Raw genomic sequence first — 14,403 nt, 5'->3', positions numbered from 1 at the left:
CCATCCCAAGAGGGTTCTCTTACAACCTGGGGGATGTGATGGAGGAACCTCCTACCTCGGGGTGTGTCTTCTTCTCGCGGCATTGGGCCCTGGAGGACGCGCCTGGCTCCGAGCTGTTTCCGGGAAGTGCGCTCGCGCGGGCCGTCCTGCGCCTGGGCGAGGGCCCTCCCCTCGCGGCCCGGCTTCGAGGCACTCGCCGCAATGGACACAGGCGGGTCGAGCGGGCCTCGCTACTTCTGCGTGAAGCCCTGCGAAGGGAGCGGCAGGGGCTTGGGACGCATCACGACGAGCTCTGGCAATTGATCCACGAGGAGTGGACCGCCCTAGGCGGGAGTGCTCCCGCGAGGGACTTCCTCCGGGACCTCGCGGTGTCCATCGGCATTCCGCGGGAGGAGGTGGACGCGGAGGTGGACGCGGTCCTGGGGGCCATCCCGAACGAGCTCCTTCCGGGCGTCCATGCCCTGATCCACTCGGGGCTGCCAGCGGGATCTCCAGCGCGTGAGCGCCTCCACTTCGTCGAGTGGCGGAGCGCGATACGCCACAACCCCCAGGCCTCTCCCATGTTGAGGTCCGCGCTGGTGGCGCACGCCGTCACCTCCGCGAGGGAGGCCGTCCAAGAGGCGTCGTACCGGAGCGCGCTGGTCCATTTCCAGGCGGCCTTGGAGCTCATGCCGCCTTCCTGGCCCCAAACCCTGCTAGCACACGAAGCCTGCCTTGCCGCCGAGCACTGGGTGGGTTCCCTGACGAGTGCCTCGCGCGATTCCCTGGAGGCGGTGTTGGCGACGCTCGCGCGGTGGAGCGCCCTCCTTCCGCACCACTTCAGTCTCTGCCGGCTCCGCGCGGCTCTGCATCGGCGCCTCGCCGACGGGCTCCTTGCGAAGCGCCACTTCTCCGAGGCGGCGTTGCACCTCTTGAAGGCCCGGCTCCTGGATCCTCTGGGCTCCTCGCTGGCTCCTTCGCGCGAGGATGAGGCGAGCCTGGTGCCAGAGTCCTTCCTCGTCTTCACCCGGATGCCCGAGGGAATGGCCTTGGCCGATGAGTCTCGGACCGCGGCACTGGGCGAGACCGCATTGCGGCTCGGGCTCCTGCCCTCCGAGCCCGCTGTCCTGTCGGCCGTATCGGCGCTGTGCCTGGCGCTCGGTCAGGAGGAGGGGGGCGGGTGGAACGTGCTTCGCAGGCAGCTCCTCCAAGAGCACCCCGTGCTCGCCCAGGTGCCCTGTGAGTTGCTGGAGACGCTCCGCGGAAGCGGGCTCTCGATGCGTGCCGAGGCGCTGGCGGTGCACCTCCCCGCGCCGCCTCCCTTCTCTCTGGATAACTCCAGCGCCGCGCTGCTGGTGGCGGGATGGAGGAGGACCTGCGAGCAGGGGATCGCCGCGGGCTCTTCCTCCGGGCGCAAGGGCCTCGACCGTTGGGTCTTCTATCCCTGGCTGTTTTCGGTCCGGGAGCCGTTGGCCAAGGCCGCCGCGCTGGTGGGGGTGCTCTTGCTGGCGGTGGGAGGTACCGGGCTGACCCAACAGGCCTGGGAGGCGTCACGCCGGGATGCGGCCTTTCAACGCTTCGTGGCGGCACGCCAGGCCGAGGAGCCATCGCGGGTGTCCGAATCGGCGCGGAGCTTCCTGCGCCATGACGACAGGGGCCGCGACCCGCGCTTCGATCAGGTCGTGCGGGGCTATGAAGAGGCGGTGCTCCGCGAAGCCATCGACGCAGCCCGGGCCGGGGACACCGAGCGGGCCCAGCGGTTGTCGCGCGAGAGCGCCGCGTTGAAAGCGCGGCTGGAACGCTCCGGAGGTGCGTCTTGAAGCGTCATCCCAGACGGCTCATGTGTTTCGGGCTCCTGGTGCTGGGAGTCCTGCTCTGCCTCGTCTCCCTCCGGGGGGACTCCGCGCAAGTCTCTTCTCCGAAGAGCGTACCGTCCCAGGGCGCGTTGCCCGGGACGCGCTTCACCCTCGACATCCACGAGCTCATCGGGGTGCTGCGCGACCTGCCGGAGCGCGATGGCCGCGACCAGCTCCAGGATTGGGCCCTTTACGGCGTGCTGAACCACCAGGGCCTCCAGGGGGAGGCGCTCGTCAAGGCGACCTACGAGACCTACCCGCTCCGGCTGCCCTATCTCGAGGAGATGTTCACCTTCGCCCATGGGCCGGGGCGCCGCGCCATCCTCGATGAGAAGACCGTGGTGCTTGTCTACGAGAAGAGCGAGCGCGATCCGACCGCCGTGCTGGGCCGGTTGGCGGACCAGGTCCGCATGGAGCTGGGGGAGAAGCCCGCGCTCTTCCAGGTCTTCGCCTTCGAGGCCGACGTGCCCCGGGGGGTGCTGCACGTCGAGCGGATGCCGGACCTGAAGGCCCAGGACGCCTACGGCCCCGCCTACGGCTATCACGAGGCGGTCATCGGCGGGCCGGAGGACTTCATGGCCTGGCTGAGCTCCATCGATGACGTTACCTTCGCCCGGTATGAGGACCCGGGGGGCCTGACGCTCGGTGGGCGGCGCTTCCCAAACAGCCGCACCCGAAACGTAACCGTGGAGGACGTGGCCGCTCTCTACCAGGCCCACGACGCGCTCGAGGAGGAGCGCGCGGCCCTGGAGCAGCAGCTGCGCGACCTGGACCCGTCCGGACCGGTGCACCTCCCACCCAGGGAGCCCGGCTTCTCGCTGGACCCCCAGTACAGACAGGCGCGGCTCGTTTCGTCACTGGTGCAACTGGCGCGCGACCCGTGTGCGCTGATCCGCGAAGCCGCTGCACTCGGCCAACGGGCTGCATCCCAGCCCGAGGATGCACGGACCGAGACGATGTGGGATGCGCTGAGGCTGTGGAAGCTCACGCGCGGCGCTCCTCCCGGGGCGCTCCCTCGGGTGTGCTCCGTCCTCGCGCAACGCCATGGCAAGCAGTTCGCCGCGATCGCCCGGGACGTCCGCCGGGCAAGGGAGCAGCAGGCGATCGAGGAGGCCGTGGTCCCGCTCTGGAAGCTCGTGGATGAGACGAAACGATCCGATGCGCTCCAGGATGTCGTGATGCGCAGAGTCCTGGAGTACGTGCTCTCCAAGGAGCGGATCCAGTGTGCCCGCTATGATGGACCGCTGCAGGGCACGCGGGTGGGGATGAATCTCTTCTACACCGACCTGCTCGCCAAGCTCTGGGGCTTCGACATCCACCACGCCGCACCGACCACGAGCGTCCCCGGCTTCCAGTCCTTCCCCCGGCTGGGGCTGTCCTCGCTGGATAGGGAGCAGATCGAGGCCAATCCCTGGACCCGGATCTGGTTCGGCCCCAAGCAGGGCGGCTATTCGTCAGCCGAGGAGGGCAAGGCGCTGCTCTTCCGTCACGTGGCCACGCGTGTCTACGCCGCGGGGTCGAGCCCGCTCGCGCCAGGTGAAGAGGTCACACCCACGGATGTCGATCGGCGTGAGATCGGCTGGTGGGATCGCCACTACGTGGACATCGCGGACTTCGAGCAGGAGTACCACCTCCAGAACGAGATCATGAAGTGGTCCATCCTGACCGGATGGGTGCATTCGCGATTCGCCTCCATGTGGTTCCTGGCCGCCGTCCCCGTGAAGCACGAGCTGACCTTCGATCGCTGGCTCGCCGAGCACCGGGAGGGGTTGAGGTACCAGCACCCCGTCCAACTCCTGCCCAGGAAACAGTGGCGCGAAGGACGGGAGTGCATGGAAAGCCTCAGCTCGTATGTCTCCCCGGTCTCGGGGTACCAGGTCAGCGGGGGCGTCAGCCTCGGCGGGCGCAGGGCAGTGGAGTCCGCTCCCCGTGTCCCCGCTCACGGAGATGCGAGCTTGCGGTACGGGCGAGGTCTGGAAGCCGCGGAGCGTGCGGCGCCGGGGGGCGGTGTTCCCCGGGCCCTCCCACGCTTCGAGCAGGGCGGGCGTGTCCTCGTGGACGCCACTCGGGGGACTCGGACCCGCGCGGGAGTGGCGGAGGTCCAACTGCAGCATCTCGAGCTGCGCCCCGTCGCGAGCAGGCCGCTGGAAACCCGGCTCCACCTCGCGGCTCCTGGGAACGACCTGGGCGTGTTCGCCCTTCGAAACGAGGGTTCGGGTGTGCGCCTGCACTTCGATCCTGGCGCCGTGGAACACGTCCGGCACGTGGCTACGAGCGGAAGTCTGGAGAAGGCCAGCGTGGGCAGGGGCATCGTGTTGCTCAAGGACGAGGAGGTGGTGCTCCTGCCTCAAGGGAACCCGGGAGCGCTCACCCGGATGACGATCGGCTCCTCCGTGGAGGATGCCCTCATGACGGTCCGGTTGGGCAGGGCCGGGGAGGCCTTGCGAGTCAAGGCCATCAAGGACGTCAGTGCCCGGGAGGCCATGGCGCGTTACGACTGGCAGTACCTCAGACCGAGCCCTTCGGCGGATGGGACGAACGTCTTCGATGCGGTGGACCGCATCTTCAAGAACGAAGTACCGCCGCCGGACTCGGTGCGCGTCATCCTCGACGGCATCCCGGGCCTGGACGAGGGTCTCCCGGTGCTCGTGACGCCGAAGGGCCAGCTGGCCATTGCCCGACCTTCGCACTTCAAGGGGCAGGAGGCCTGGACGGACCTCGTCCAGCGCACCGGGTTGACTCCCCGAGAGCTCGAAGGCATCGCCGCGAAGGCCCAACTGCGGCCCACGGAAGTGCTCCACTGGGACATCTCCAAATCCCTGCCCACCCAGAAGGCCTTCACGGCCCTACGGGACGGCAAGCCCGGACAGCTCGTCGAGCTGGAGTCGCTCGCCCGGGAACACCCAGAGGGTTGGACGGGAGCCATCCAGGAGCTCGAGAAGACCGCGATCGACAATGGGGAGTACGCGCTGCGCAACGGGCGGCCGGCGGAGGCGCTGCGCATCTTCGAGGCGGTCGACTCTCACCTGGGAGCCTCGTCACCCGAGGTGCTCATGGACCGGGCCCTGGCCGAGATGGATGCCGGACTCAGCCGACGGGGATTGGACCACTTCACGCAGGCCCTGGATGACCTGCATGGGTGGGCGGACGGCAAGAAACGCGCCCGGCACCTGGCGGACATCGCCGACGATGCGGGCCTGGATGACGTGGGGGACGTGCTGCGGGCGGAGTTCGGGCTCGATGATGCCCTGCCCCAGGGCATACGGCTCGAGGTGCATGGCACGAAGGTCGTCAGCACGGCCAGGGTGGCGGCTCCACCGCGGGGTCGGGTGCTGACTGCCTCCGAGCGCAACGCCCTGCTGAAGGACCGCACCGCGGACATCTACATCGACGACAGGTTTTCGCTGAACCGGGTCGACATCGAGTCGTCACCCGCGGACAACCTGGCCGTGCTGGCGGACGACCCGTACGTCTCGTGGCAGCGCGTCGAGTCGATGCCGGCCAACTCCTACTCGCCTACCCGCTTGATCGCGGAGCTCGATTCGCGCACCGAGACCTATACGAAGGTAGCGACGGCGAGCGAACCCCTCAGTGTCAGCATGATTCCGCCGCTGGTGATCGTCCGGAACTGCGACACCAATGGAGACGGAGCGATGTCTTCCGAGGAGCGCGCGCAATGCTCTTCTCCGAACTGACCGGGGACGGGTTCGCTTGGCTCTGGGAGACGGCGCAGGCCCGAGAGCGGGAACATGACGACTCCGGTGCGGCCCAGGCCTACGCCGAGCTGCTCCGGCTGCACCTCCAGTCGAGGCGGAGCCCCAAGCCCTACCTCCTCGTGCGGATCGCCCGGAGCCTCTTCCGCGTGGAGTTGTTCTCGCCCGCGGGCCGGCTCCTGGACGCGGTGCGCACACTGCTTGTGGAGAAGAAGGACGATCCCGGGGTCTTCTGGGTGGATCTCCGGCGCTGCGAGCTCGCGCTCCTGTCCTCCAACCGCTTCCGGGCCGCCCGCGTACTGGCGCGCGCGAGTGATGCGCGTGGGCCGCTGGGCAGGGTGGGGCCGCGGCACCTGCACGAGCTCGAGCAACGGCTGAGCGCGCTCTCCTGGCCCTCGGTCTCCTCGCAGGAGCTGGCCCAGGCCCGGTTGGATGCTCGGGTGATGTTGTCGCGCCTCTGGGCCTCCAGCGGCCGGTTCCTGCCGGCCATTGAGATGCTTCGACGCGCGTTGTCCGATGCCCATTGGCGGGAACTCGTGTACCGGAGGGAGGGGCTCTTCCTGCTGATGGCGGAGCACTACCTCGATCGGGGAGACCTCGCCTCCGCCGAGTGGCTCATCACCCGGCACCTGGAGCCCCGGGAGGGAGCGCCGCTCCCGTCCACTTCGGACGCCTTCCGCTGGAAGGTGCTCCAGGTCCGTCTCTCCTGCCTGCGCGGCCGTTTCGGCAAGGCACGGCACCTGATGGTGCGATTGCTGCGGGACTCGGAGCAGGAGGGGGCACCCGAGGACGTGCTGCAGGCGAGCTGGTGGTTGGCGCAGTGTCTGCTGTTCCTCAATCGCACGCGGGAGGTGGAGTCGCTGATTCAACGGAGCCAGGAGCGACTCGCCCAGACGGAGGCGGGTCGGGTGTGGGCCGCGCGCTTCGAATCTCTCCGCGAGTCGATGGAGCGTCGGCGGCGCGCCGCGAACGAGGAGCTGATTCGCCCCTTCGCTCCCGAGGAGACGGCCTCGCTGCGGTTCATGGACGCGGATCCGCTGGGCAACGGCGCCGCCGGTGTCGGCTCGCGGGGGGTGCACGGGGCGCCCGCCGTCCAGCGCACGCGGGAGCGATTCGCGGAGGACTGGGCGCGTCTGGCGAATCAGGTGATGGAGAACCTGGAGGACGGAACCTCTTCTGGTGCGATCCATGCCCTCGCTGCGCTGGAGCGGCTCGCGGCACGGACGGACTCCTCCCGGCTCGTGGGGCGCACGTACTTCCACGAGGGGCTGGTGGCCTACTACCGGGGAGAGCTCGAGGAGGCGAAGACGTTCTTCTCCCATGCCGTGGAGACCGCGCACACCCAGGGATGTGTCTTCGACGAGTGGCAAGCATTGGGATTCCTGGCATGGACCTGCGCAAGGCTCGGTGAGGACGCGAGCTACGCGGACTGCGCGCAACGGGCCCGGGTGCTGCTCGATGGGCTCGTGGCGGACATGGATGCCGAGGACCGGATCTTCTTCCGCCTCAACAAGTGGAGCGCCCAGGACGAATATCTGGCGGCGCTCGCGCGAGCTGTCCCTCGGGAGGTGCCCTCCCACGCGAGTCGGTTCAGCCGCTGGCGAGGCCGGCGCGAAATCGAGCGCGCCACGCTGGAGGTATACCGGGCGCTGAGCTGTCTCACGGGTTGGGACGTCGAGCGGCGGCTGGAGGAGCCAGGCGAAGAGGGCGAAGAGGCGCCCTCTCGAGCCAGCACGCCCTCGCAGGTCGAGGCGTGGGTCCGAACCCAGCTCCAGCTGCCGGTCCACGGCAGGGCCGGGCGTGCGAGCCTGCGGGGTCTGGATGATTCGCGGTGGCTGCTGTGGCACATCCCGCGTTCCGTCGCGGTCCTGCATTTCTATGTGATGGCGGATCGTACCCTGACCTTCGTCCTCGGCCAGCGACGCATCGAGCTCCACACACTGCCGCTCTCGCGCGAGCGGCTATGGCGGTGCGCCCTGGAGGTGCTGGATGAGATTCCCCGGCAGGTTCGTCCGTTTCTCCGGGGCGCCGAGGCCGTGGAGCGGAGCCTGAAGGCGCTCTCCTCGGCGCTGGAATTGGAGCAGCTGCTCGGAGGATTACCCTCGTACGTGGAGCGTCTGGTCATCATTCCGCACGACGTGCTCGCCAATCTTCCATTCCCCGCGCTCTTCCTGGGAGGGTCGCATCTGTGCGAGCGGTTCGCGTGCAGTCTCATGCCCCATTTGGGCTGGCTCTCGTCGTGGAGGCATCGCCGGGCGCGCCCGCTCAAGGTCCGCAAGTTCCTCGGCGTTGGCGTTTCCACCTACGCGGGAGTGGATCTGGGGCCGCTTCCCGGAGCGGTGGACGAGCCCGGAGAGCTCGCGCCGATCACCTCGGCTCCGCATGCCGTAGTGCTAAAGGATGATGGGGCGGGTCTGGAGAACGTGACGCAGCTGCTGGAATCCACGGAGTGGGCACACCTGGCATGTCACGGCCGTTTCGAGCCAGAAGCACCCCACCGCTCGTGTCTCTACCTGGGCCGCGAGGAGGGACGGTCCTCCGTCCTCTCCCTGGCCAGGGTGCAGCAACTGCGCCTCGACAGGTTGCGGCTCGCGGTGCTTGCTTCGTGCTGGTCTTCCAGCGCCTCCACCCTCCCGGGCAATGAGCTGGTCTGCATCCCGGCCGCGTTCCTCCGCGCGGGCTCCAGCGCGGTGGTGGCGTCCCTGTGGGAGGTGGACAACGTCCTGGCCCTCCCCTTCATGAAGCAGGTCTATGCGGAGATTGCCCAGCATGGCGTTGCCGCCGGACTGGCGCGAGCACAGCGCCGCTGGGCGAGGGAGGCACCTTCCGAGGAAGCGCGGGCCACGTTCTTCTGGGGGGGATACCTCGCCTACGGCAATGGCTGAACTCCAGGGGGAAACGATGTTCCAACTCGTAGCTGGATTCAGCCAGGTCGGGCACGAGCTTGAAGGTCGCCGTCTGCCAGATGCCCGAGGCGGACGTGTACCAGATGCTGCTCGGGCTCTTGCGCTGCTTGCCCACGGGTTGCCCGCCCGACTCGGTGGGGTCATACACACCGACGATGATCTCGTTGGTGCCCCCATTGCTGGACGCGCCGGCCACTCCAGGCCGCGGGGACGGTGAAGGTGCGGCGGTTCCACATGCGCTCCTGGTAGCGCTTGATGCCGGAGAGGCCAGACTCGATGGGGAAGGGGAGGAGAACGCTTTCAGCGAGGTTCTGGCCGAAGGGAGGTGTCTGGCCCGCAGTGGCGTTACCGAACTGCCACTCGCCATTGGGTTGAGCCAGTCGGAGCGGACCATTTGCGTCTGGGACACCGTGCCCTTTGTAAGGCACCGGCTGCAGCCCGTGGGGTAGCCCTGCGGCGCGCTCCTCGTTGCGCAGCAGCGTCGTGATGCGCTCGAGCAGCGCGTTCGTGCGGTCGGCTCCCATGTGAATAAAGGTGTCGATCCGAAACATCCTTGACAAGACGGAGCGCTGCGCGCATTTGGTATCGGGTCAAAATAAAATGGAGGAGCAGGCCGCCGCCTTCCCCGCGCAGTTCAACTACGACGGTGTCACCGCGGCCCTCAAGGTGAACGCCAACCTGCACGATCCGCTGCTGTGCGTCACGGGCACCTTCGACGTCGCCTCCGGTGACCTGAGCCTTCCCGGCCGCGTGCTGCGCTGACGCAGCAGGCCCCCTCTCTTCCCCCTTCAGTCCCGGGCACCCGTCCGTGCGCCGCTACCTGCCGTCTCCTGCCCACACCCTGGGCCTGCGGCCGCTCCATGGCATGGATTGCTCCAGTTGCCCGGCCAGTCGCAACAGCGTGTCCTCGCGGGCGAAGCCGGCGCCGAACTGTATGCCTATCGGCAGGCCGCTGGACGCGTCCGAGACCAGCGGCATGGACATCGCGGGCAGGCCCGCCACATTGAACGCTGGCGAAAAAGGCGCATGGCGAAAGACCCGTTCGGTCCATGCCAGTCCATCCATGGTTTCGGCGCCCTGGCTGTATACCCCCAGGGGCAAGGGAAACTCCGGCAGGGTAGGAGTGAGCAGGATGTCGTATTGCTGAAACCATGCGCCCAGAGCTCGGGTGACGCGATTGCGCACGTCCAGCGCGCGGACGTAGTCCACGCCGCTGACGCGCCGCCCATAGGTACAGCAGGCCAGGGTCGACGGCTCCAGGGTCGAGGCATCAAGATGCCTGCCCGTGATCCGTGCAATCGCATCCATCGAGTGGACCAACGTGGCGGTCCATATCTGCGCGTTGGCGTGTACGAAGGACTCCCAGGACACACCCAGCGGAGCCTGGGCCGGTTCCACGGTGTGCCCTAGACCTTGAAGATGGCGACCCACCTTCTCCACCGCTTCGACCATGGGAGCCTGGCTCCGCGCGCCGTTCCAGGGATGCGCCATGAGGGCGATCTTCAAACGTCCGGGATCGCGCCCCACTTCGCGCAGGAAGCCCTGTTCGGGAGCGGCGGTGTGGTAGGGCTCGCCCGTCGGCGTGCCTTGTATGGCGTCGAGCAGTGCCGCGCTGTCGCGCACCGTGCGGCTTACACCCAACTGCACGCCGAAGCCGGCGAATACCTCGTCCAGCCTGGGACCATTGGAGTTGCGTCCGCGCGTGGGCTTGAGGCCGAACAAGCCGGTATGCGCCGCCGGAATGCGGATGGAGCCGGCTGCGTCGGTTGCGTGCGCCACCGGCACGATGCCGGCCGCCACGGCCGCCGCCGCGCCCCCGCTGGAGCCGCCAGCGGTCAGCGTTGGTTGCCAGGGATTGCCCGTGGCGCCATGCTGTATCGACTCGGTGGTCGTGCTGAATGCCATTTCGGGCGTGGTGCTGCGCCCGATGGTCACCAGCCCGGCCTGGCGAAAGCGCGTCATGAGTATTGAGTCCGCATTCGCTACCATACCGGCGGCCAGCCGGCTGCCCAGTTCGCTGCGCCTGCCCGCCATGGCGATGCCCAGATCCTTGATGAGAAAAGGCACGCCAGCCAGGGGGCCGCCTGCGCGGGCTCGCGCCAGGTCTCCTTCCTCGGGTTCCCAATGCTCCACCACGGCATTGATATGCGGGTTCACCGCCAGCACGGCGCGCCGCGCCGCATCGGCCAGTTCCGCCGCCGAGACTTCGCCGCGAGCCACCAGCCCCGCCAGCCCGACCGCATCATAAGAGGTGTATTCGTTCAGGTTCATGGGTGCCTCCCTTGTCCACGGCCAGCAAGATAATCAGAGGCTTTCTTCGCGATGAGCCGGCTTGTCTGGCAAGCACTGGGCCACCTATTGCACAATCGTGTGACTCGGCCGATACCCCACCCCTGAACCCATCCTCCCGCGGCGGGATACACATGACGGTAGATTTGAACGACACGCTGGTCTTCCTGCGCGTGGTGCAGGAAGGCAGCTTCACGGCTGCGGCGCATGCGCTGCAAATCCCCAAGACCACTGTCAGCCGCCGTGTGCGCGATCTGGAAGCACGCCTGGGCGCGCAGTTGCTACACCGAACGACGCGGCGCCTGCGGCTCACTGAAGCCGGCGCCCTGTACCATGAGCGCTGTCGTGACATCGTGCGCAGCCTGGAGGACGCGGAGAACGCGGTAGGTCAGCTCCAAAGCGGGCCGCGCGGCTGGCTGCGCATGACCCTGCCTTACTCCTTTGGCATTACGTGGATCTCGCCCGTGCTGGCGGGTTTTCGGGCAAGGTACCCCGAGGTCCGGTTGGAAATATTGGCATCGCATACGCCCCTGGACCTGGTGAAGGAGGAGCTCGATATGGCACTGCGTCTGGGCGCTCTGCCTGATTCCAGCCTGGTGGCGCGCCGTCTGGGAGCCTTTGCCACCGGCATGTACGCCAGCCCCGTCTACCTGAAGAAGCATGGCGCTCCCCGGCATCCCGACGAGTTGCGGCAGCATCGCGTCCTCACGCTGCACCAGGCCCGGCGCGAGGGCGGCTATCTCTGGCCGCTGAGGCAAAACAATGGAGCAGCGCGTGATTACCCGGTGGACCCGGTGGTCGTGGCGAGCGACCCCGAGTTGCTGCGCGACGCGCTGCGCGCGGGCGAAGGCATCAGCCTGGCCATGAACGCAAGCATGCAAGCGGATGTGGACGCGGGCTTGCTGCGCAGAGTGCTTCCGGACTGGACCGGACCCGAACAGACACTGCACGCGCTGTTTCCGCAGGGGCGGATTCCCTCGCCCAAGGTACGTGCCTTCGTGGATTATTTGAAGGAGTCGCTGCCCTTCCTCGGCTGAGAACGAAGGACTGTTGTGCAGGCCTTGGACAGTTTCGGGTGCTGACGACGACGTTCTGAAGTAGGGGAGGGCGGAGGGCCGCCTGCCGCTCAGAAGGCGAGCTGGAGCTGCAGGCCGACGTGGTGGGGCGCCATCGCCATGCCGACGTGCCAGTCGAACGCTGCCTGGCGCTCTCCGGAGAGCGCCTTTCCCTCACGGTAGGCGCGGAGCGCGTCCTGGGCTCCGGTGGGCTGCGTGAGAATCATTGCCTCACCCAGCAGCCACCCGGTGGCGGCGGTGATCGCGGCGGAGGGCCAGCGGTCGAAGAACAGGCCCAGCACCAGCCCGGTGAGGACGTTGTAGATGACGTTGGCCCCCCTCATCACCCAGCTCCGTCCCTCTTCTTCGCTCCGGGCACTCCGGACCAGCAACCGCTCGGCCTCGGCGAGCACCGCGCAGTCCACCGACCCGGGTTGCCGCGCGGCCAGTGCGTCGAGCGTGAGCGAGTCCTCCATCACGGCCAGCGGCACCGCGAGCAGCGCCGCCACGCCCCCTGCCGAGGAGATCGCGCCTACGTAGTAGTCCGCCTGCTCCGCTGGAGGGAAGAGGGGAGCTAGCACGAGCTGGCCCACCGTCAGCACGGAGTAACTGGCGCCCCAGGCGCCCGTCCAGATTCGCGCCCGCCGCGCGTCCTCGTGCAGGTGCGACTGGATGAAGGCGAGCCGCTGTGAGGGCTCCAGCGCGCCCACCGCCGCGCTCGCGCCCTCCGGCACGGGGCAACGGAGCTGTGCGTGGGCAAGACACGGCAACAGCAGGCACAGCAGGGGCAGGAGTCGGAGCGCGGGAACGTTCACGGGGCGGTCCTTCTGGAGGGAGGAGCGTGTCCCCATTATGGGGCATCCGCCGTGGAACAAACACCCGCGGGGCGGCGATGACGAATCCTCGCTAATCTTGATTTGAATGTTTTACTAGTTGTGCTAGGGGGAGCGCGCCACTTCAGCTTCTGTGTCGAAAGGGGTGTCTGGATGCGGAGCGCAGCCTCTCGTTTGTTTTTGTTATCCCTCGTAGGTGCCATCATGCCGAGCTGCGGGGAGGCCACCTCTGAGCTTGGGGTGGACGAGGTCATCGGAGGCTTCGCCGAGGAGCTCTCCGTCGATACCAGCAAGACGTACAGCATCGTCGGAGTGGGAAGCGACAAGTGTGTACAGCCCAGGGGTGGGAGTACGGGCGCTGGTACCGATGCGGTGATCTCGACCTGCAGCGGAGGAGCTGCCCAGCAGTTCCAGTTCATTGCGCAGTCGGGCGGCTACTACAGCATCAAGAATGTCTCCAGTGGCCTCTGCCTCGACGTCACGGATGCATCGACGAGCAGCGGCGCCTTGATTAAACAGTGGTCCTGCTCGGGCGGGGCCTACCAGCAGTTTCTGGTCGAGGACACCGGCGGGGGTACGGTGAAGCTGACAGCTCGTCACAGCGGCCTGGTGATTGACGTCATCGGCGGAGGGACGAGCAACGGAACGGGGCTACAGCAGTGGGGTTGGGGTGGGTCGACGAACCAGAAGTTCAAGCTGGTGGCCAGCGGTACGGGCGGTGGTGGCGATCCCTGCGCCATCTCCCTCTCCGACAAACCCAACGGCTTCGCCGCCCAGTCTGGAGGCACCACGGGTGGAGGAAGTGCCACCCCGATCCAGGTCACGACGGCGAGCCAGCTCAAGCAGTACCTGGAGGATAGCCAGGCACGCGTGCTCCACATCATGAATGATCTGGACTTCAGGACCGCGGCGCGCACCGTGTCGGGATGCGAGAAGAAGGCGTCCTGTGTCTCCCAGGGCAAATCCATCAAGGAGTTCCGGGTTGCGAGCACCTGCAACTCGGACGAGGTGCCGTCCACCCGTACGCGCAACGAGACCACCATCAACGTCAAGTCGAACAAGACGGTGATTGGCATGGGCGACGGCGTCACCCTTTACGGAGCGTCGTTCAACCTCGGAGGCCAGGAGAACTTGATCTTCCGCAATCTCGACATCCGCGACGTGAACCCAGGCCTCATCGAGGCGGGTGACGGGTTCACGCTCACCTCGTCGAAACGCGTGTGGATCGACCACTGCTCGTTCGCGCTCATCAGCGATGGCTACATCGACGTTGGCACCACGGCCGCTGATACCGTCACTCACCCCGACTACATCACGCTCTCATGGAGCTACATCGATGGGCGGACTCCCTACCAGTGTGGCGGTCAGCACAGCTTCGTGAACTTCGCCAATAACGCCAAGATGACCTGGCACCACAACTGGTATGACAACAGCTCGGGGAGAAACCCGAAGCTCGGCGGCGCGCTGATGCAGGCCCACCTCTACAACAATTACTGGCTCAACACGGCCTACTTCTGCATCACCGCCGCGGAGAATGCGCAGGCGCGTGTCGAGAGCAACTACTTCGAGAACGCGAACAGGCCGCATTGGCTCCAAGCTCCGGGCGCGATCGCTATCGACAGCGGGAACGTCTACTCCGGCACCTCGGCGTCCAGCAACCGGGACGTCGGCGGCAGCGTGTTTACGGTCCCCTACTCGTACACCAAGGACAATGCCACGACCGCGAAGGAGCGCGTCAAGGCATGCTCTGGACCGCAGCGGATTCAGTAGCC

Annotated in this window: 8 protein-coding genes and 1 pseudogene; 6 read left to right on the top strand and 3 right to left on the bottom strand. The window is 67.3% G+C overall.

Annotated features, from left to right (window positions below; all coding sequences use genetic code 11):
- The first annotated feature begins 38 nt into the window (after positions 1 to 38).
- The 3 genes from F0U60_RS33275 to F0U60_RS33265 are packed head-to-tail and all read left to right on the top strand — an operon-like array spanning position 39 to position 8,433.
- Positions 39 to 1,799, top strand: coding sequence for a hypothetical protein (locus F0U60_RS33275; protein WP_395805999.1), 1,761 nt, complete (start codon positions 39 to 41; stop codon positions 1,797 to 1,799).
- Complete coding sequence (locus tag F0U60_RS33270) at positions 1,796 to 5,530, top strand: hypothetical protein (RefSeq protein ID WP_395805997.1); 3,735 nt, start codon at positions 1,796 to 1,798, stop codon at positions 5,528 to 5,530. Before F0U60_RS33275 ends, F0U60_RS33270 begins: the two co-directional genes overlap by 4 nt.
- Positions 5,512 to 8,433: a CHAT domain-containing protein gene (locus F0U60_RS33265; protein WP_395805995.1), complete on the top strand. Its 2,922-nt coding sequence runs from the start codon at positions 5,512 to 5,514 to the stop codon at positions 8,431 to 8,433. The genes F0U60_RS33270 and F0U60_RS33265 overlap by 19 nt, the downstream gene beginning before the upstream one ends.
- 13 nt (positions 8,434 to 8,446) lie before the next feature.
- Here the strand turns inward: F0U60_RS33265 and F0U60_RS33260 are convergent.
- Positions 8,447 to 8,851: pseudogene (locus F0U60_RS33260) on the bottom strand (beta-galactosidase); the annotation flags it as partial.
- 137 nt (positions 8,852 to 8,988) lie between these two features.
- Here F0U60_RS33260 and F0U60_RS33255 point away from each other — a divergent pair.
- On the top strand, positions 8,989 to 9,216 hold the full coding sequence (locus tag F0U60_RS33255) for a hypothetical protein (protein WP_395805993.1): 228 nt from the start codon (positions 8,989 to 8,991) through the stop codon (positions 9,214 to 9,216).
- A 54-nt stretch (positions 9,217 to 9,270) separates the two neighbouring features.
- On the opposite strand, the gene F0U60_RS33250 is transcribed toward F0U60_RS33255, so the two are convergent.
- The gene (locus tag F0U60_RS33250; protein WP_395805991.1) at positions 9,271 to 10,725 is read right to left on the bottom strand and encodes an amidase; all 1,455 of its coding nucleotides are present in this window, start codon (positions 10,723 to 10,725) and stop codon (positions 9,271 to 9,273) included.
- A 164-nt stretch (positions 10,726 to 10,889) separates the two neighbouring features.
- On the opposite strand from F0U60_RS33250, the gene F0U60_RS33245 reads away from it, so the two are divergent.
- Positions 10,890 to 11,780, top strand: a complete 891-nt coding sequence (locus F0U60_RS33245) for a LysR substrate-binding domain-containing protein (RefSeq protein ID WP_395805989.1) — start codon at positions 10,890 to 10,892, stop codon at positions 11,778 to 11,780.
- Between the two features lie 89 nt (positions 11,781 to 11,869).
- On the opposite strand, the gene F0U60_RS33240 is transcribed toward F0U60_RS33245, so the two are convergent.
- Positions 11,870 to 12,613 carry a hypothetical protein gene (locus F0U60_RS33240; RefSeq protein WP_395805987.1) on the bottom strand — a complete coding sequence of 248 codons (744 nt, stop codon included), beginning with the start codon at positions 12,611 to 12,613 and terminating at the stop codon, positions 11,870 to 11,872.
- A gap of 222 nt (positions 12,614 to 12,835) precedes the next feature.
- On the opposite strand from F0U60_RS33240, the gene F0U60_RS33235 reads away from it, so the two are divergent.
- Positions 12,836 to 14,401 carry an RICIN domain-containing protein gene (locus F0U60_RS33235; protein ID WP_395805985.1) on the top strand — a complete coding sequence of 522 codons (1,566 nt, stop codon included), beginning with the start codon at positions 12,836 to 12,838 and terminating at the stop codon, positions 14,399 to 14,401.
- Positions 14,402 to 14,403 lie beyond the last annotated feature (2 nt).

The organism is Archangium minus (assembly GCF_044360475.1).
Taxonomy (GTDB): Bacteria; Myxococcota; Myxococcia; order Myxococcales; family Myxococcaceae; genus Archangium; species Archangium minus.
Note: the sequence above shows the minus strand (reverse complement) of the source record. Positions and strands in the feature narration are given on the sequence as shown.

What these genes read in the sequence shown, in the direction of transcription:
- F0U60_RS33250 (WP_395805991.1), bottom strand. Translation starts at nt 10,725, where the DNA reads ATGAACCTGAACGAATACACCTCTTATGATGCGGTCGGGCTGGCGGGG.
- F0U60_RS33265 (WP_395805995.1), top strand. Translation starts at nt 5,512, where the DNA reads ATGCTCTTCTCCGAACTGACCGGGGACGGGTTCGCTTGGCTCTGGGAG.
- F0U60_RS33235 (WP_395805985.1), top strand. Translation starts at nt 12,836, where the DNA reads ATGCCGAGCTGCGGGGAGGCCACCTCTGAGCTTGGGGTGGACGAGGTC.
- F0U60_RS33275 (WP_395805999.1), top strand. Translation starts at nt 39, where the DNA reads ATGGAGGAACCTCCTACCTCGGGGTGTGTCTTCTTCTCGCGGCATTGG.